The organism is Actinomadura sp. GTD37, from assembly GCF_041951365.1.
GTDB lineage: Bacteria > Actinomycetota > Actinomycetes > Streptosporangiales > Streptosporangiaceae > Spirillospora.
Genome location: NZ_JBGNUS010000002.1, coordinates 914,199 through 930,719, shown reverse-complemented (window position 1 = coordinate 930,719; position 16,521 = coordinate 914,199). Strand labels below are relative to the sequence as shown.

The following is a 16,521-nucleotide window of genomic DNA, read 5'->3' as shown; positions in this document are numbered from 1 at the left end:
GGTTCGGGGCGGGTGGGTGGGTGGATTTGGGGCTCGGGTGGCTTCGGGTGGGCGGCTCGGGGTGTGGGCGTGGGATGCTGCTGGGGTGTCGGTTGAGTCCATCGTGCTGGTCGTTGGGGACGAAGAGCTGCTCGTCGAGCGGGCGATCGGGGAGGTCGTCGCGTCCGTGCGGGGGGAGGACCCGGAGGCGGAGGTCATCGATCTGGCGCCGGGCGGGTTGGAACCCGGGCGCATCTCGGAACTGACGTCGCCGTCGCTGTTCGGCGGCGGGAAGGTGCTGGTCGTCCGGGCGGTGCAGGACCTGGGCAAGGACCTGTCGGCCGAGGTGCTGCAGTACGCCAAGAACCCGGCGGACGATGTGGTGCTGGTGGCCGTCCACCACGGCGGGGCCAAGGGGAAGGCGCTGGTCGACGGACTGGCCAAGCTCAAGCCGCGCAAGATCTCGTGCCCGAAGATCACCAAAGCGGGGGAGCGGATCGATTTCGTCCGGGCCGAGATCCGCCGGGCGGGCGGGAAGATCTCGGCGGACGGCGCACGCGGGCTGCTCGACGCGGTGGGGAACGATCTGCGCGAGCTCGCGGCGGCCTGCAGCCAGCTCGTCGCGGACACCGGCGGGAAGATCGACGATGCCGCCGTCGCCCGGTACTACCGGGGGCGCGCCGAGGTCAGCGGGTTCACGGTGGCGGACAAGGCCATCGAGGGGCAGCTCGCCGAGGCCCTGGAGCAGCTCCGGTGGGCGCTCGCAACGGGCGTGGCGCCGGTGCTGATCGTCAGTGCGCTCGCCCAGGGAGTGCGGGGGCTGGCGAAGGTCGGCGGCGCGCCCCGCGGCGCGCGCGGCGCCGCGCTCGCGAAGGACCTCGGCATGCCGCCGTGGAAGATCGAACGGGTGCAGCGGCAGTTGCGGGGCTGGTCCGGAGACGGCGTCGCACGAGCGCTGACGGCGGTCGCCGAGGCCGACGAGGCGGTCAAGGGCGGCGCGGCCGACCCCGCGTACGCCTTGGAGAAGACCGTCGCCCAGATCGTCGCCTCCCGCGGCTGACCGCGCCTACGCCGCCACCGCGCCTACGCCGCCACCGCGCCTACGCCGCCACCGCGCCTACGCCGCCACCGCGCCTACGCCGCCACCGCGCCTACGCCGCCACCGCGCCTACGCCGCCACCGCGCCTTCGCGGCCGTCGCGTTCTGTGGCGCTGCCGTGTCTGCGGTGAGGGCGGATCTTGGTGGGGTCGCGCTCCGGTTCTCGTGCGGCCGCACGCGGCCGGGGGCCTCACTGCTCGGCCTTGGCCTTCAGGCCGTTGGCTTCCATGGTCACGTAGCGGCGGGTCAGGCGGCCCGTGAAGAGGGAGACGAGGGGGGCCAGGGGGCCGGTCTGGGTGAGGGTGAGGTGGGCGGAGGCCGTGCCGTCCGGGTTGGGGACGATGGTGTGGGCGCCGGTCGTGGTCACGCCGGGGGAGCGGGACTCCCAGGTGAAGGTCTGGTTCTCTTCGAACTCGGTGACCGTCCAGGTCGCGGCGGGGATCTTCGGCTGGTGGACGCGGGCCCGGCTGGAGAGGGCGATGGGCTTGTCGAGCAGTTCGACGCGGTCGATGGAGTCCGTCATCTCGGGCCAGCGCTCGACGTCCTTCAGGAGGTTCCAGATGGTCTCGGGGGAGGCGTCGATGCCGACGGTGATCTCGAATCGCACGGTGTGCTCCTCACGGCGGTGCGGATGGCGGTCAGGAGGCCGGTGACCGCGGGGTCGTCAGCGCGGCCCGGCAGGTGCAGAGCGTAGTAGGGGACGGCGGGCAGGTCGATGATCGCGCGGGCGGTCAGGCCGGGCGGCGGCGGCACGCAGCCGTTCACGACGGCCAGGCCGACGCGCAGGGACGCGAAGTGCAGCATGAGCGGCCAGCCCGCGGCCTCGACCGCGAGGGACCAGGGGACCTCCGCGGCGCGCAGCGCGCGTTCGAGGAGGACGCGGTGCGGGCCGTTCGGCGGCGGGACGACCAGCGCGGCGCCGGTGAGGTCGGCGAGGGTGAGGTGGGGGCGCGCCGCCAGAGGGTGGTCGTCCGGCATCACCAGGGTCTGGGGGTAGGACGCCAGCAGCTCGGCCTCGACGTCGCCCGGCAGCACGTCCAGGACGGCGACGCCGACGTCCGCGCGGCCGGTGCGGACGGCGGTGAGAGTGCGGCCGCGGTCGCCGTTGATCAGGCGGACGCCGGGATGGACGGCGTCGCCGAGGAGGTAAAGGTAGGCCCCTTCTCCGGCGGCGAGGACCGGGACGCGGGACGCGGTGGCCCCGTCGAGCTCCGCGAGGAACGCCGTCATGCGGGCGTCGAGGTCGCGGGCGAAACGGGCGACCCGTTCGCCCGCGGGCGTCAGGACCAGGCGGCGTCCGTGGCGGGTGTAGAGGGGGCGGCCGAGGGTCTCGGAGAGTTTCCGCACCTTGACGTGGAGGGCGGGCTGGGACACGTGGAGTTCGTCGGCCGCGCGGGTGAAGTTGAGGTGGTCGGCGAAGACGGCGAACGAGGAGAGCGCGTCCGTGGACAGGCGGCTCAGATCCATAGCCGCAAACTATAGCGACGACGCCGATCAATAGTTCTGCTCTAGCGCCATGGGCCCGAGAGTTGGAACATGGACATCGAACCTCGACTCGGCGTTGATTTCGGCCGGGTCATCCACGGGGGCCTGCTCGCTCCCGGCGACGGCGACACCGTGTTCCTGGACGGCGGCTTCGAAGAGGCCCTCGCGTCGCCCGCGACCGACGGCGTCTACGAGGTGCTGCCGGGGCTCATCGAGGCTTTCGGGGGGCGGGCCTGGATCATCTCCAAGTGCGGCGACCGGATACGGAAACGGACGCTGGCATGGCTCGACCACCACGACTTCTACACCAGAACGGGGCTGCCCAGGGAGAACGTCCGGTTCTGCCGGAAGCGGGCGGAGAAGGCGGGGCACTGCGCCGAACTCGGCATCACCCACATGATCGATGACCGGCTGGACGTGCACCGGGCCATTCGCGACATCGTCCCCTACCGGTATCTGTTCGGGCCGGACAAGGGACCGGAATGGGTGCGGCATCTGCCCGACTGGGCGGCCGCGGAGGTCATTCGCGGAGATATTCCGGCGGAACGGAATCGGCCAGCCACACGCCGTTGGCGCTGACCCGGAACTTGTACCCGTCGGCTGCCATCCGCCCGGCCTCGACCGTGAGGACCACCGGCCGGCCGCGGCGGGCGCCGACGCGCGCGGCCGTCTCGCGGTCGGGGGAGAGATGGACGGCGTGCCGGCCCATCGGCAGCAGCCCGTCGCGCGCGATCGCGTCCGCGGAACGGCGCACGGTGCCGTGGTAGAGGAATTCCGGTGGGGACGCCGGAGGAAGGTTCAGCTCGACCGGGACCGAATGCCCCTGGACGGCGCGTATCCGGTCGCCGTCCAGTTCGTAGCGCTTCTTGTCGTTGACGTTCACCACGTGTTCCAGTTCGGAACGGGTCAACGCGAAGCCGTGCCGCGCGGCGGCGTCGAGCAGTCCGGTGACGTCCGCCCAGCCTTCGGGCGAGAGCGTGAGGCCGATCCGCTCGGGTCGGTGCCGCAGATGCTTGGCGAGATACTTGGAGATCTTCACCACGCGGCGCTGGTCCATGGTCATGGACATGCGTCGGGGCCGGCGCGCGCAGCGGCCGGCCCCGGGCGTGCGGCGCCTACTTCGCCTGCAGGTCGGCGGCGCGCTTGGCGATCGCCGACTTGCGGTTGGCGGCCTGGTTCTTGTGGATGACGCCCTTGCTGGCCGCCTTGTCCAGCTTGCGGGCGGCGGTGCGCTGCGCGGAGACGGCCTCGTCGAGATTTCCGGCGTCGGCGGCTTCGCGGAACTTGCGGATCGCCGTCTTCAGCTCGGACTTGACGGCCTTGTTGCGCAGCCGGGCCTTCTCGTTCTGCTTGTTGCGCTTGATCTGGGACTTGATGTTAGCCACGTCGTAGTGCCTCAGCTTGGTAGCGATCCTCGCCTGCTCGCCGGCAGGCTCTAACAGATGTCTGAACGGGGGCGGGACGGTGCCCCCGGGGCACGACGCTACGCCACACGCAGTCGCACAGCCTACCAATGACCGGGGCCTGCCCCAAACCGGGCCGTGCACGGAGCATCGCGCACGGCATGGGACTATGGAAGCACATATCCATGCCCACCAGCGAGTTTTGCGAACGGACCCCGGTGCCAGCGCCTCAGCCCGACACGACCGATCCCGCGATCATCCGCAACTTCTGCATCATCGCGCACATCGACCATGGCAAGTCGACCCTCGCGGACCGGATGCTGCAGCTGACGGGTGTGGTCGAGGGGCGCCAGATGCGCGCCCAGTACCTCGACCGCATGGACATCGAGCGCGAGCGCGGCATCACGATCAAGAGCCAGGCCGTCCGGCTGCCGTGGACGTCCCGCGGCGTCGACCACGTCCTCAACCTGATCGACACCCCCGGGCACGTCGACTTCTCCTACGAGGTGTCGCGGTCGCTGGCGGCGTGCGAGGGCGCGGTCCTGCTGGTGGACGCGGCGCAGGGCATCGAGGCGCAGACGCTCGCGAACCTGTACCTGGCGCTCGAGGCCGACCTGCACCTCATCCCGGTGCTGAACAAGATCGACCTCCCGGCGGCGCAGCCGGACAAGTACGCCGAGGAGCTGGCCGGGATCATCGGCTGCGACGCCTCGGACGTGCTGCGCGTGTCCGGCAAGACCGGCGAGGGCGTCCGCGAGCTGCTCGACAAGATCGTCGACGAGGTGCCGGCGCCGGTCGGCGACCCGGACGGCCCCGCCCGCGCGCTGATCTTCGACTCGGTGTACGACACCTACCGCGGCGTCGTCACCTACGTCCGGATCATCGACGGCCGCCTGTCGCGCCGCGAGAAGAGCCTGATGATGTCGACCGGGTCCGCGCACGAGACCCTGGAGGTCGGCGTGATCTCCCCGGAGCCGAAGCCCGTGCAGGGCCTCGGCGTCGGCGAGGTCGGGTACCTGATCACCGGTGTGAAGGACGTCCGGCAGGCGCGGGTCGGCGACACGGTGACCGGCGCGTCGCGGCAGGCCCCCGAGGCGCTCGGCGGCTACCGCGACCCGAAGCCGATGGTGTTCTCCGGGCTCTACCCGGTGGACGGCGACCAGTACCCGGAACTGCGGGACGCGCTCGACAAGCTGCGGCTGAACGACGCCGCGCTCGTCTACGAGCCGGAGACGTCGGCGGCGCTCGGGTTCGGGTTCCGCTGCGGCTTCCTCGGCCTGCTGCACATGGAGATCGTCCGTGAGCGGCTGGAGCGCGAGTTCGGCCTGTCGCTGATCTCCACCGCGCCGAACGTCGTCTACCGCGTGGTGATGGAGGACGGGTCGGAGCACACCGTCACCAACCCCAGCGAGTTCCCCGAGGGCAAGATCGGCACGGTGTACGAGCCGGTGGTGCGGGCGACGCTGCTGTCCCCGTCCGAGCACATCGGCGCGATCATGGAGCTGTGCCAGGGCCGCCGCGGCGTGCTGCTCGGCATGGACTACCTCTCCGAGGACCGCATCGAGATCCGCTACACGCTGCCGCTCGCCGAGATCATCTTCGACTTCTTCGACCAGCTGAAGTCGAAGACCCGCGGGTACGCCTCGCTCGACTACGAGCCCAGCGGCGAGCAGGAGTCCGACCTCGTGAAGGTCGACATCCTGCTGCAGGGCGAGTCGGTGGACGCGTTCAGCCAGATCGTGCACAAGGAGAAGTCGCGCGAGTACGGGCTGATGATGACGGCCAAGCTGAAGGAGCTCATCCCCAGGCAGCAGTACGAGGTGCCCATCCAGGCGGCGATCGGCGCCCGGATCATCGCCCGCGAGAACATCCGCGCCATCCGCAAGGACGTCCTCGCCAAGTGCTACGGCGGCGACATCTCCCGTAAGCGCAAGCTGCTGGAGAAGCAGAAGGAGGGCAAGAAGCGGATGAAGACCATCGGGCGGGTGGACGTCCCGCAGGAGGCCTTCGTCGCCGCCCTCTCCACCAGCGGCGGCGACGCCGACAAGAGCAAGAAGTAGGGCCCCGCGCCGGCGGGGCCCGGGCCTACTTCAGGATGGGCCACGCCACCGCGGCCGGGACGCGGCGGAACTCGCCGCGGTTGGCGGCCCGGCCCGCGTAGACGAGGAAGAACATCACGGCGGCCGTGAACAGCAGCGGCACCCAGATGAGGACGTCGACGGCGAGCGACAGCAGGCCGAAGACGAACCACACGGCGATGGCGGCGATGCCCATGTTGAGGCCCTGCGCGGCGTGCCGCCGGACGAACGGCGAACCGGCCTTGCCGAAGTAGACGATGGCCGGGGCGATCGCGCCGACGAGGAACTGGCCCACGTACGCCATGAGCGACCACGTCTTGTCGTCGTCGCTGACGGGCCCGTAGTGACCGGGCATCTGGGCGGTGCCTCCGCCCGGCTGGGGCTGCTGCCAGGCCGCGCCGGGCTGCGGCTGAGCCTGTTGCGGCTGCTGGGGTTGCTGCCAGGCGTTTCCGGGCTGCTGCCAGGGGGGCTGCTGCGGCTGCTGCCAGCCGTGACCGGGCTGCTGTCCTTGGCCGGGCGACGGGGGAGGCCCGTAGGCCATGGCGGACGTCCTCTCCATTAGTTCGCTGCGCGTTCGCTATGCGAGCTATTGCGCGAAGTGTATGACTCTTTGGACGCGCCGGAAGTTCGGACGGGTTCCCCCTGACCGCCGGGCCCGTGGCCGTTTCTCGCCACGGACCCGGCCCGTATCACCGTCAGGGACGCCAGACGACGGCGGACGGGTTCGCCTGCGTGAGCGTGACCGAGCCCGTCCACGCGATGGACGACGGCTGCGGCAGGTACGACCCGTCCAGGAAGAACCCCCGGTTGACGGACGTGACCGTGGCGGGCGCGCCGTTGTCGCCGAACCCGGTCGGGCGGCGGACCGCCTCGATGCTCGCGATGTCGGAGACCCGCGTCCCCTCCGGCAGTTCGACGGTGGTGGCGACGGCGCCGTCGCGGTCGATCGCCCAGGTCGGCTCGTCGTGGTCGGACCGGTACAGCCGGGACGCGTCGGACTTCAGCCGCACCCCGAGCGCCACGCCCGGCACCGCCCCGGTCCCGGTCGCCGCGCCCGTCGCCTTGGCGAACTCGGCGAACAGGTACGCGCGCTGGTCGCCGACCTCCCGCGTCGCCGGGTCCGACGGGCTCTCGATCTTGCCTTCGCGGACCATCTCCTGCGCCGCGATCTGGTACGTCCACGGCTCGCGGTCCATGACGACCTCGCGGGCGCGTCCGACGGGGCGGGTCCCGGACGCGTCGGGGAGGAAGCGCAGCGGCGGCTCCGGCGAGATCACGTCGCACATGTTGTTGTTCGACGTGCAGGTCTGGAGCACGGGGTGGTCGCCCTCGTAGCGGCCGGTGAACTTCAGCGTCAGGTGCATGGGCGCCTGGTAGACGGCGGTGCCGTCCACCCGGTTCCCGGACGCGTCCACCTCGACCCGGTACACCCACTCGATGTCGGTCGTCCGGCCCCAGCGGGCCATGAGCGCGGGCGTGTCGGTGCCGCCGTCCTCGTTGCTCCACACCACCGAGTACTCGATGACGCGGTGCCCCGGCGCGGCGGCGGCCCGCGTCTCGTGCCAGGCGATCAGCGGGGTGTCGGTGGCGGCGTTCTGGTAGGGGTCGCCGAAGGGCCAGCCCGTCCGGCCGACGACGACCGGCGCGTGGCGGAGCGCGAGCGCGTCCGACATCCGGACTCCGGCGCCGCGGAGGGTGACGCGGCGCGCCGCGGGCGCGCTGCCCTTCGCGAAGCGCAGCGTCACCTTGTGGCGGCCCTTCCCGACATGTCCGAGGCCGAGGCTGCGCGGGATCGGGGCGGACGAGGGGACGACGAGGTCGGTCGCATGGCGTCCGTCCACCGTGATCGACACCACGGCGGACTCGGCGCCCTCGCGCGCCCACGAGACGCCCGGGGCGGACGCGGCGAAGGAGATCACGGCCTCCCCGGCGTGCCGGGCGGTGAACGACAGCGACCTGGCGGGCCCGCCGCGCTGGACGGTGATCGTGCGGGCGGCGGAGGAGGCGGGGGAGGCGGCCTGGGCGGGCGGGGAGACGAGGGTGAGGGGAGCGCCGGCGAGGGCGGCGCCGGTCACGGCGAGCACGGCATGACGCGCACGGCTTCTCATGATCAGGGAAACTAGGGCGGCAGGGTCGCGTTCCGGTGACGGCGCGGTCGCCCGCGGGTGTCGGCTTGGTGAGGTTCCAGCGGCCTCAGCGGCGCTCAGCAGCCCTCGGTGGCGCTCAGGCGCGGCCGGAGGAGCGGCACGGCGGCCCGGAGCGGCGCGAGCGCGGCCGGCCGCTGCAGCGACACGGCCGTGAACCGCTCCGCCTCGCCCGGCCGGTCGGGCCCGTGGAGGGTGAGCCCGGACGCGGCCAGCCGGACCGTCCGGCCCCGCCGGACGATCTCGTGCCCGAGCTCCCGCAGCAGCGCGACCACGTCGCCGGCGGGCTCGTCGAGCAGGTCGACGCCGTCCAGCCGGAACCGCATCTCCGGGTTGCCGCTCCAGCCGGGCGACCGCGTCCCGCAGATCTCGGCGAGCCGCTCCACGCCGTCCTCGCCGCGGTCCGTGGACAGGGCCAGCGTCCCGCGGCCGACCCGGACGCTGCGGTGGTCGGCCCAGCCGCACAGCAGCGACGCCTTCGGCGCGGCGGTGCCGCAGCGCTCGGCGATCGCGGCGAGCGTCGTCCACGCGTCGGGGGCGTACGTGCTGAACAGCAGGTTCGCGTCGGGCAGCAGCGCCCCGCGGCCCGGCTCCAGCGTGATCACGAACGGCGCGACCCGGCCGGGGAACCGCGCCGGATCGGCCTCCCGGAGCGTGACGAGCCCCTCCCACGCGAGCGGCTCGTCCACCGCGAACCAGGTGATCACGGCCTCGACGCCGAGGGCCCGGAACGTCGCGTCGGTGAGCCGCTCGGCGACCGACTCCCGCAGCCCCTCGGCGGTCTCGGCGAGCCTGCGCCGCCACCACGGCGGCTCGGGATCGGCGCGCCCGCCCGTCGACCAGCGCGTCCCGGCGCCGGCGAAGTCGCTGCGCCGCTCGCCGCCCGCGCCGTCGACCACCACGCAGTGCCAGCCGTCCGGCTCGCCCAGCAGCAGCACCCGCGCCGGCGCGCGTCCCCGCTCGGTCGCACCCTCGTCCACCATCCCGACGACACTATCCACCCAAGAGGGTCGGCACGCTCCATTCCGGCCGCCCGGCGGGTGGTTTCGCCACGACACGGCGGCGGTTGCTCGACCTGGGCGCGTATGTCGGTACGGTCGGAGCAGCGGCCAGACGGTCCGGACCCGACCTCCCGGAGGTAGCGTGACCCACCCCGAGCAGGTTCTGCGTTCCGCGAAGGAGCGGGAAACGGTGAACGGCGCCGTCCGCGCGCTGCGCTCCGCGGCCCCGGACGGCTGGGAACGGCTCGACTTCGAGTTCCGCGCGACCGTCGGCATCGACAGCGCCTCCTTCGAGGTCGAGGACGCGGGCGGCGGCCGCCGCACCGCCATCCCCCCGGGGCAGGCCATCGGCAGGATGGACGAGCTGCGCCGCGTCATGTACCGGAGCGGCAAGGGCGCCTGGTTCACCGCGCGCCTGCAGATCGAGCGCTCGGGACGGTTCAGCGCCGAGTTCGACTACGACGGCGAGCCGGACTTCACCCCGCCCCTCACCCCGTCCGCCTACGCCCTGGACCTCGACCGCTTCCCCCGCACGGAGGCCCACATCCCGGACTGGCTCCGCGCGAAGCTCGACGAGGTCTGAGCAGCCGGGCGCGGGAGGCAGACTTGAGGGGTGCCATCCACGCTTCCCGACGGTGATCCCGTACCGGCCGACGGAGCGCTGCCCGGCAGCGCCCTGCACGGCCTCGGAGACCGCCCCTTCGCCTTCTACGTCCATGTGCCGTTCTGCGTGACGCGGTGCGGCTACTGCGACTTCAACACCTACACGGCGACGGAACTGGGCCCTGGCGCGAGCCGCGACTCCTACGCCGACACCGCCGTCCGCGAGGTGCGGATGGCGCGGCGCGTCCTCGGGGACGCGGACCTCCCCGTCGAGACGGTCTTCGTGGGCGGCGGCACGCCGACCCTCCTTCCGCCCGGCGACCTGGGCCGTGTGCTGGACGCCATCGACGCCGAGTTCGGGCTCGCCAAGAACGCCGAGGTCACGACGGAGGCGAACCCCGAGTCGGTGGACGAGGCGTACGTGGCCGAGCTCCGTGAGGCCGGATTCACCCGGATCTCGTACGGCATGCAGAGCGCGCGCGAGCACGTCCTGGCCGTCCTGGAGCGGACGCACACCCCCGGGCGCGTCCCGCAGGTCGTCGAGTGGACGCGTAAGGCGGGCTTCGAGCACATCAACCTCGACCTCATCTACGGCACACCGGGCGAGACCGACGACGACTGGAGGGCCTCCCTGGAGGCGGCCCTCGCGTCGGAGCCGGACCACGTGTCGGCCTATGCGCTCATCGTCGAGGAGGGCACCCGCCTGGCCGCCCAGGTGAGACGCGGCGAACTCACGCCCCCGGACGACGACGCCATGGCCGACCGCTACCTCATCGCCGACGAGATGCTCGGCGCCCACGGCCTGCGCTGGTACGAGATCTCCAACTGGGCCGCCGACCCCTCCGCCGCCTGCCGCCACAACATGCTGTATTGGACGGGCGCCGACTGGTGGGGCGTCGGCCCCGGCGCGCACAGCCACATCGGCGGGACCCGCTGGTGGAACGTCAAGCATCCCGCCGCCTACGCCTCCCGCCTGGCGGAGGGCACCACGCCCGCCCACGCCAGGGAGGTCCTCGCCGACGACGACCGCCGCATCGAGCGCGTCATGCTCGAACTACGCCTGGCCCAGGGCTGCCCGACGAGCCTCTTGGACGACAAGGCCGTCCGCAGAGCGATCGACGAGGGCCTCCTGGAACGGGCCGCCTACGAGCAGGGCAGAGCCGTCCCGACCCTCCGGGGCCGCCTCCTGGCCGACGCCCTGACCCGCGACCTGACCTAGGGCGCCGTGACGAAATCGATGAGTTCCTCTACGCGGCCCAGGAGGGCGGGCTCCAGGTCGGTGTAGGAGTCGACCGAGTTCAGGATCCGCTTCCACGCGGCGCCGGTGTTGCCGCCCCAGCCGAGTTCGGCGACGATGCCGTCCTTCCACGGGACGCCGCGCGGGATGCGGGGCCAGGCGCGGATGCCGACGGCGGCCGGCTTGACCGCCTCCCAGATGTCGATGAACGGGTGCCCGGTGATGAGGACGTGCGGGGACGAGACCCGCGCGGCGATCCGGGACTCCTTGGAGCCCTCCACCAGGTGGTCGACGAGGACGCCGAGGCGGCGGTCCTCGTCCGGGCCGAACTCCTCGACGATGGCGGGCAGGTCGTCGACGCCTTCGAGGTACTCCACGACGACGCCCTCGACGCGCAGGTCGTGGCCCCAGATCTTCTCGACGAGCTCGGCGTCGTGGACGCCCTCCACGTAGATGCGGCTCTCCTTGGCGACCTGGGCCCGCAGCCCCTGGACGGCGATGGAGCCGGACGCCGAACGCGCCGCCCCCCGCGGTGCGGCGCTCGGCCTGACCAGCGTCACCGGCCTGCCGTCGATCAGGAAGCCGGATCTGGTGAGCGGGAACACGCGCCGCTTGCCGAACCGGTCCTCCAGGGTGACGCCGGACTTGTCGCAGCCGACCACGGCGCCGCAGAATCCGCTGTCGGGATCCTCCGCCACCAGCCCGGGTTCGGCCGGAACCTCGGGGATCTGCCCTTTGCGGGGCCTGCGCCAGTCGCCGGCGAGCACGTCGTTTCCGTAGTCCTTACTGCTCACGGGTCCGCACATTAACCCGGCCGGACGGCCGCGCGGCATCGCCCCTCGTCCCTCGGCGTGGCGTCCGCGTCCGATACGGATAGGATCGCGCCGCCGTGCGGGTGACGGGCGGGCACTCCGACCGGGGGGCCCGGGGCCGTACAATTGGCACTCCAGAGTACGGAGTGCCAGCGGCACGGACCGGCCGGAAGGAGGTGACGCCGTGCTGGACGACCGGAAACTCGCGGTCCTGCGCGCCATCGTCGAGGACTTCGTCTCCACCAACGAGCCGGTGGGGTCCAAGGCCCTGGCGGACCGGCACAACCTCGGGGTGTCGCCGGCCACCATCCGCAACGACATGGCGGTGCTGGAGGAGCAGGGCTACATCGCCCAGCCGCACACCAGCGCCGGGCGCGTCCCCACCGACAAGGGCTACCGGCTGTTCGTCGACCGGCTGTCCACGATCAAGCCGCTGTCGGTGGCCGAGCGGCGCGCGATCGAGACGTTCCTGTCCGGCGCCTACGACCTCGACGACGTCGTCGGCCGCACGGTGCGGCTGCTCGCGCAGCTCACCCGGCAGGTCGCCGTCGTGCAGTACCCGTCGCTGACCCGCTCGTCGGTGCGGCACGTCGAGCTGGTCCCGGTGGCCGAGGGGCGGCTGCTGCTGGTCCTGATCACCGACACCGGGCGGGTGGAGCAGCGGGTCATCGAGACGCCCGCCAGCATCTCCGAGGAATCGATCGGGCACCTGCGGGCGTTGCTCAACACATGCCTGGACGGGCTCGGCCTCGGCGACGTGCCGACCGCCGTCGCCGACCTCCCCGAGAAGGTGGGGCCGGACGAGCGGCCGGTCGCGGCGGCGGTGCTGTCCGTCCTGCTGGAGACGCTCGTCGAGAAACACGAGGAGAAGATCGTTTTCGCCGGCGCGGCCAACCTCGCCGCCGTGGACTTCTCGCAGAGCCTGCGGGAGGTGCTGGTGGCCCTTGAGGAACAGGTCGTCCTCATGCGGCTGCTCGGCGAGACCGGAGACTCCTCTACAGTTACGGTGCGGATCGGCACGGAGAACCCCGATCTGGGGCTCCGGTCGACCTCGGTCGTCGCCGCGGACTACGGGGTCGGCGACCTCACCTTGGCCAGGCTCGGAGTCCTCGGGCCTACACGCATGGATTACCCCAGCACGATGGGAGCGGTACGGGCAGTGGCACGCTACGTGGGACAGATCCTGGCGGGGTCGTGAAAGTGGCGAACGACTACTACGCGACCCTGGGCGTCCGGCGCGACGCCAGCGCCGACGAGGTGAAGAAGGCCTACCGCCGGCTCGCCCGGGAGCTTCACCCGGACGTCAACCCGGATCCGGAGACCCAGGAGAAGTTCAAGGAGATCACCCAGGCGTACGAGGTGCTCTCCGACCCCAAGAAGCGCGAGATGTACGACCTCGGCGCGGACCCGTTCGCGTCCGGGGCCGGGGCGGGCGCCGGCGGGTTCGGCGGCGCCGGGTTCCCGTTCAGCGACATCATGGACGCCTTCTTCGGGACGGCGACCACGCGCGGCCCGCGGTCGCGGGCGCGGCGCGGCCGGAACGCGACGCTGCGGGTCGAGCTCGACCTCGGCGAGACCGCGTTCGGCACGACCCGCGAGCTGTCCATCGACACCGCGGTCGCCTGCGCCGCCTGCGAGGGGTCGGGCTGCGCGCCCGGCACCCACCCGGACACGTGCGAGACGTGCCACGGGCGCGGCGAGGTGCAGCAGGTGCAGCGCTCGTTCCTCGGCCAGGTCATGACGGCCCGGCCGTGCCCGGCGTGCGGCGGGTTCGGATCGGTGATCCGCAACCCGTGCGCCGAGTGCTCCGGCGACGGCCGGGTCCGCACCCGGCGCACCGTCAAGGTCAAGATCCCGGCCGGGGTGGAGAACGGCATCCACATCCAGCTCGCCGGCGAGGGAGAGGTCGGCCCCGGCGGCGGCCCGCCCGGCGACCTGTTCCTGGAGATCGTCGAGAAGCCCCACCCGATCTTCGAGCGGGAGGGCGACGACCTGCACTGCACGGTCGAGATCCCGATGACCGCCGCCGCGCTCGGCACCAGCGTCACCATCGAGACGCTGGACGCGGCCGAGAGCGTCGACATCAAGCCCGGCACGCAGTCCGGGCAGGTCATCACGCTCTACAACCGGGGCGTCCGGCACCTCAACGAGAGCGGCCGCGGTGACCTGATGATCCACGTGAACGTGGAGACGCCGAACCGGCTCGACGAGGAGCAGGAGGACCTGCTCCGCCGCCTCGCCGTCCTGCGCGGGGAGGAGCGGCCGCCCGGCAAGTTCGCCCCCGGGCAGCGCAACGGCGTGTTCTCCCGCATCAAGGACGTCTTCAACCAGCACTGAAGCGCCGCGGCGGCGGCCTACCGGGAAGGCCGCCGCGGCGACTCCGAGCACTGAGGCACCCACATGAGCCGAACGAGCCGGGAGGCCCGGGGCGGCGCGCCCCGTCGGGGGCGCGCATGAGCCCGCCGGTGTTCCTCGCCGCGACGGACGCGCTGGAGCGCGACACGGTCGTCCTCGACGGGCCCGAGGGGCGGCACGCGGCGGCCGTGCGGCGGCTGCGGTCCGGCGAGCGCGTCGACCTGACCGACGGCGCGGGGCTGCTGGCCGAGTGCGTCGTCACCGCCGCCGACCGCGCGTCCCTCACGCTGGACGTGCGGGCCCGGCACCGGGAGCCGCCGCCGTCGCCGCGCCTCGTGGTCGTCCAGGCGCTGCCGAAGGGCGACCGGGGCGAGCTGGCCGTCGAGGTGATGACCGAGGTCGGCGTGGACGTGATCGTCCCCTGGGCGGCGGACCGCTGCGTCACCCGGTGGCGTCCGGAGCGCCGCGACAAGGCCCTCGGACGCTGGCGCGCGACCGCGCGGGAGGCGGGCAAGCAGGCGCGGCGCGGCCGGCTGCCCGAGGTGCCGGATCTGGCGTCCACCGAGGACGTCGCCGCGCGGATCGCCGCCGCGTCGCTGGCCCTGGTCCTGCACGAGGAGGCCGCGGCCCCGCTGAGCGCGGCGGAGCCGCCCGCGGAGGGCGACATCGTGCTCGTGGTGGGCCCCGAGGGCGGGATCACGGAGGCGGAGCTGGAGCGGTTCGCCGCGTCCGGTGGGCGTCCGGCCAGGCTCGGCCCGACCGTGCTGCGCACGTCGACGGCGGGGGTCGCGGCGGCCAGCGTGCTGCTGGCCGCCACCGGGCGCTGGTAGGCCGGCCCGCTGCGGTCCGCCGTCAGGGCGTGGTCGCGGCGCCCTGCTCGGTCGTGTTCGCCGGCTCGCTCGTCGGCGCCTGCGTGGGCGTGTCGGTCGGCTTGTCGGAGGTCGGCGGCGAGGTCGGCGGCGTCGCCGGCGGCGTGGTGGGCGTCGTCGTCGGCGTCTCGCTCGGGCACGGCGTGGCCGCGGTGGCCGGCGTGGCGGTCGCGCTGGGGGAGGCGGAGGCCGCGCCCGGCTGCGGGATGCGGCAGGACGACAGCCCCGGCGAGGAGCTCGCGCCGGGTGTCGAGGACGTCGACGGGGAGCCGGACGCGCTGCTCCCCGGCGAGGGCGGGGCGGGGAAGACGGGGTTGCCCTGCGCGTCGGTGCGGTCGCCGTCGGAGTTGTTCTGCCCGCCGCCGGACGGCCCGTTGCTGCCGACCGTCTGCTGGATGAGGTTGATGGTCTGCGGCGCCGTCACGCCGAGCGCGGCGACCACCACGGCGGCGGCCACGGCGAGGACGGGCCGCGCCCAGGTGACGGAGAACCTGTCCAACCCGAACCGGGCGGGGCCGAACCGTCCGAGACCGAACCGGCGGCCGTGGCCGTCGGCCACCCGGGCCCGGATGCGCTGCAGCCCGTCGCCCGCGGGGTTGACCGAGTCCGCCTCCGCGTGCAGGGCGCGGCGGAGGATCTCGCCGTGCTCGTCGTGGGGGTCGGTGGTCATGAGAATTGCTCCAGGACGTTGCGTAGCGCGGTCATTCCGCGCGCCGTATGGCTTTTCACGGCGCCGCGCGAGATGCCCATCGCGCCCGCGATCTCCGCTTCGGAGAGATCGGCGTAGTAGCGCAGGACGAGTGCCTCCCGCTGGCGTGCGGGAAGCCGGGACAGCGCGTCGATGACCGCCGAGCGTTCCAGCTCCCCGATGGCCCCGGCCTCCGCGCTCGGCGCGTCCGGCAGGCCCTTCGGGGCGTACTTCTCGACGACGGCGCGGTGGCGGAGCACCGATCGCGACCGGTTCACCACCGATTGGCGCAGGTACGACAGGGCCTTGTCGGGGTCGCGCAGGCGGCGCCAGCCGCCGTGCATCGCGACGAACGCGTCCTGGACGACCTCTTCGGCCGTCCCGGCGTCCCGCACGAGCATGGCTGCCAGGCGTACGAGCGAGCGGTAGTTGGCGCTGTAGAGCGCGGTCACCGCTTGGTCGGCGTCCCAGGCGACGGCCACCGCCCCCGCCGTGCCCCTGGCCACGAGGGTCTCGGTCACGTCAGTACGACGCGCGCCCTCGTCGCCCGGTTTACGAAAGGGCATGTCCTGGTCTGCCTCGGTCACCTGTCCGCCGCCTTCGCCGGCCCCGGCCGTCCGTTCGGACGGGCGCCCTCGGGACGGCGCCATCGGGCTTCCCGCCCGGCGCCGAACATGCCGCAACGCCTTGCGAACCGGGGGGTACGCCTTGAGCTGACAACCTTAGCCAGTGACCGGTGGTCATGGTGACGGCAACGGAAAGGACGAGC

Annotated in this window: 18 protein-coding genes; 8 read left to right on the top strand and 10 right to left on the bottom strand. The window is 72.8% G+C overall.

Annotation, left to right across the window (positions count from 1 at the left end):
• The first annotated feature begins 85 nt into the window (after window positions 1-85).
• Window positions 86-1,039 carry a DNA polymerase III subunit delta gene (holA, locus tag ACA511_RS18495; protein ID WP_375025584.1) on the top strand — a complete coding sequence of 318 codons (954 nt, stop codon included), beginning with the start codon at window positions 86-88 and terminating at the stop codon, window positions 1,037-1,039.
• A 228-nt stretch (window positions 1,040-1,267) separates the two neighbouring features.
• On the opposite strand, the gene ACA511_RS18490 is transcribed toward holA, so the two are convergent.
• Complete coding sequence (locus ACA511_RS18490; protein WP_375025583.1) at window positions 1,268-1,684, bottom strand: SRPBCC family protein; 417 nt, start codon at window positions 1,682-1,684, stop codon at window positions 1,268-1,270.
• Complete coding sequence (locus ACA511_RS18485; RefSeq protein ID WP_375025582.1) at window positions 1,624-2,544, bottom strand: LysR substrate-binding domain-containing protein; 921 nt, start codon at window positions 2,542-2,544, stop codon at window positions 1,624-1,626. Before ACA511_RS18485 ends, ACA511_RS18490 begins: the two co-directional genes overlap by 61 nt.
• Before the next feature lie 69 nt (window positions 2,545-2,613).
• Here ACA511_RS18485 and ACA511_RS18480 point away from each other — a divergent pair, with 69 nt between their 5' ends.
• Window positions 2,614-3,141 carry a hypothetical protein gene (locus ACA511_RS18480; RefSeq protein WP_375025581.1) on the top strand — a complete coding sequence of 176 codons (528 nt, stop codon included), beginning with the start codon at window positions 2,614-2,616 and terminating at the stop codon, window positions 3,139-3,141.
• On the opposite strand, the gene ACA511_RS18475 is transcribed toward ACA511_RS18480, so the two are convergent.
• Complete coding sequence (locus ACA511_RS18475; RefSeq protein WP_375025622.1) at window positions 3,083-3,619, bottom strand: RNA 2'-phosphotransferase; 537 nt, start codon at window positions 3,617-3,619, stop codon at window positions 3,083-3,085. The genes ACA511_RS18480 and ACA511_RS18475 overlap by 59 nt on opposite strands.
• Window positions 3,620-3,677: 58 nt before the next feature.
• The gene (gene rpsT / locus ACA511_RS18470; RefSeq protein ID WP_375025580.1) at window positions 3,678-3,947 is read right to left on the bottom strand and encodes a 30S ribosomal protein S20; all 270 of its coding nucleotides are present in this window, start codon (window positions 3,945-3,947) and stop codon (window positions 3,678-3,680) included.
• 203 nt (window positions 3,948-4,150) lie between these two features.
• On the opposite strand from rpsT, the gene lepA reads away from it, so the two are divergent.
• Window positions 4,151-6,025, top strand: coding sequence for a translation elongation factor 4 (gene lepA, locus ACA511_RS18465; protein WP_375025579.1), 1,875 nt, complete (start codon window positions 4,151-4,153; stop codon window positions 6,023-6,025).
• A gap of 25 nt (window positions 6,026-6,050) precedes the next feature.
• On the opposite strand, the gene ACA511_RS18460 is transcribed toward lepA, so the two are convergent.
• From ACA511_RS18460 to ACA511_RS18450, 3 genes are all read right to left on the bottom strand, one after another.
• On the bottom strand, window positions 6,051-6,584 hold the full coding sequence (locus tag ACA511_RS18460) for a DUF4870 domain-containing protein (RefSeq protein WP_375025578.1): 534 nt from the start codon (window positions 6,582-6,584) through the stop codon (window positions 6,051-6,053).
• A 154-nt stretch (window positions 6,585-6,738) separates the two neighbouring features.
• Window positions 6,739-8,151, bottom strand: a complete 1,413-nt coding sequence (locus tag ACA511_RS18455) for a hypothetical protein (RefSeq protein ID WP_375025577.1) — start codon at window positions 8,149-8,151, stop codon at window positions 6,739-6,741.
• A gap of 95 nt (window positions 8,152-8,246) precedes the next feature.
• Window positions 8,247-9,170 carry a hypothetical protein gene (locus ACA511_RS18450; protein WP_375025576.1) on the bottom strand — a complete coding sequence of 308 codons (924 nt, stop codon included), beginning with the start codon at window positions 9,168-9,170 and terminating at the stop codon, window positions 8,247-8,249.
• Window positions 9,171-9,330: 160 nt separating this feature from the next.
• Between ACA511_RS18450 and ACA511_RS18445 the strand changes: the two genes are divergently transcribed.
• Complete coding sequence (locus ACA511_RS18445) at window positions 9,331-9,771, top strand: hypothetical protein (RefSeq protein ID WP_375025575.1); 441 nt, start codon at window positions 9,331-9,333, stop codon at window positions 9,769-9,771.
• Window positions 9,772-9,801: 30 nt separating this feature from the next.
• On the top strand, window positions 9,802-11,010 hold the full coding sequence (hemW, locus tag ACA511_RS18440) for a radical SAM family heme chaperone HemW (RefSeq protein ID WP_375025574.1): 1,209 nt from the start codon (window positions 9,802-9,804) through the stop codon (window positions 11,008-11,010).
• On the opposite strand, the gene ACA511_RS18435 is transcribed toward hemW, so the two are convergent.
• The gene (locus ACA511_RS18435; RefSeq protein ID WP_375025573.1) at window positions 11,007-11,822 is read right to left on the bottom strand and encodes a DUF3097 domain-containing protein; all 816 of its coding nucleotides are present in this window, start codon (window positions 11,820-11,822) and stop codon (window positions 11,007-11,009) included. The genes hemW and ACA511_RS18435 overlap by 4 nt on opposite strands.
• 202 nt (window positions 11,823-12,024) lie before the next feature.
• Between ACA511_RS18435 and hrcA the strand changes: the two genes are divergently transcribed.
• From hrcA to ACA511_RS18420, 3 genes are all read left to right on the top strand, one after another.
• Window positions 12,025-13,038: a heat-inducible transcriptional repressor HrcA gene (gene hrcA / locus ACA511_RS18430; protein ID WP_375025572.1), complete on the top strand. Its 1,014-nt coding sequence runs from the start codon at window positions 12,025-12,027 to the stop codon at window positions 13,036-13,038.
• 2 nt (window positions 13,039-13,040) lie between these two features.
• Window positions 13,041-14,177: a molecular chaperone DnaJ gene (gene dnaJ, locus ACA511_RS18425; protein ID WP_375025621.1), complete on the top strand. Its 1,137-nt coding sequence runs from the start codon at window positions 13,041-13,043 to the stop codon at window positions 14,175-14,177.
• 116 nt (window positions 14,178-14,293) lie between these two features.
• Window positions 14,294-15,025 carry a 16S rRNA (uracil(1498)-N(3))-methyltransferase gene (locus tag ACA511_RS18420; RefSeq protein WP_375025571.1) on the top strand — a complete coding sequence of 244 codons (732 nt, stop codon included), beginning with the start codon at window positions 14,294-14,296 and terminating at the stop codon, window positions 15,023-15,025.
• A gap of 22 nt (window positions 15,026-15,047) precedes the next feature.
• Here ACA511_RS18420 and ACA511_RS18415 read toward each other — a convergent pair whose 3' ends face one another.
• Together ACA511_RS18415 and ACA511_RS18410 are read right to left on the bottom strand one after the other, a co-directional pair.
• A complete protein-coding gene (locus ACA511_RS18415; RefSeq protein ID WP_375025570.1) occupies window positions 15,048-15,734 on the bottom strand; it encodes a hypothetical protein in 687 nt (228 codons plus the stop codon).
• A complete protein-coding gene (locus ACA511_RS18410) occupies window positions 15,731-16,318 on the bottom strand; it encodes a SigE family RNA polymerase sigma factor (RefSeq protein WP_375025620.1) in 588 nt (195 codons plus the stop codon). The genes ACA511_RS18415 and ACA511_RS18410 overlap by 4 nt, the downstream gene beginning before the upstream one ends.
• Window positions 16,319-16,521 lie beyond the last annotated feature (203 nt).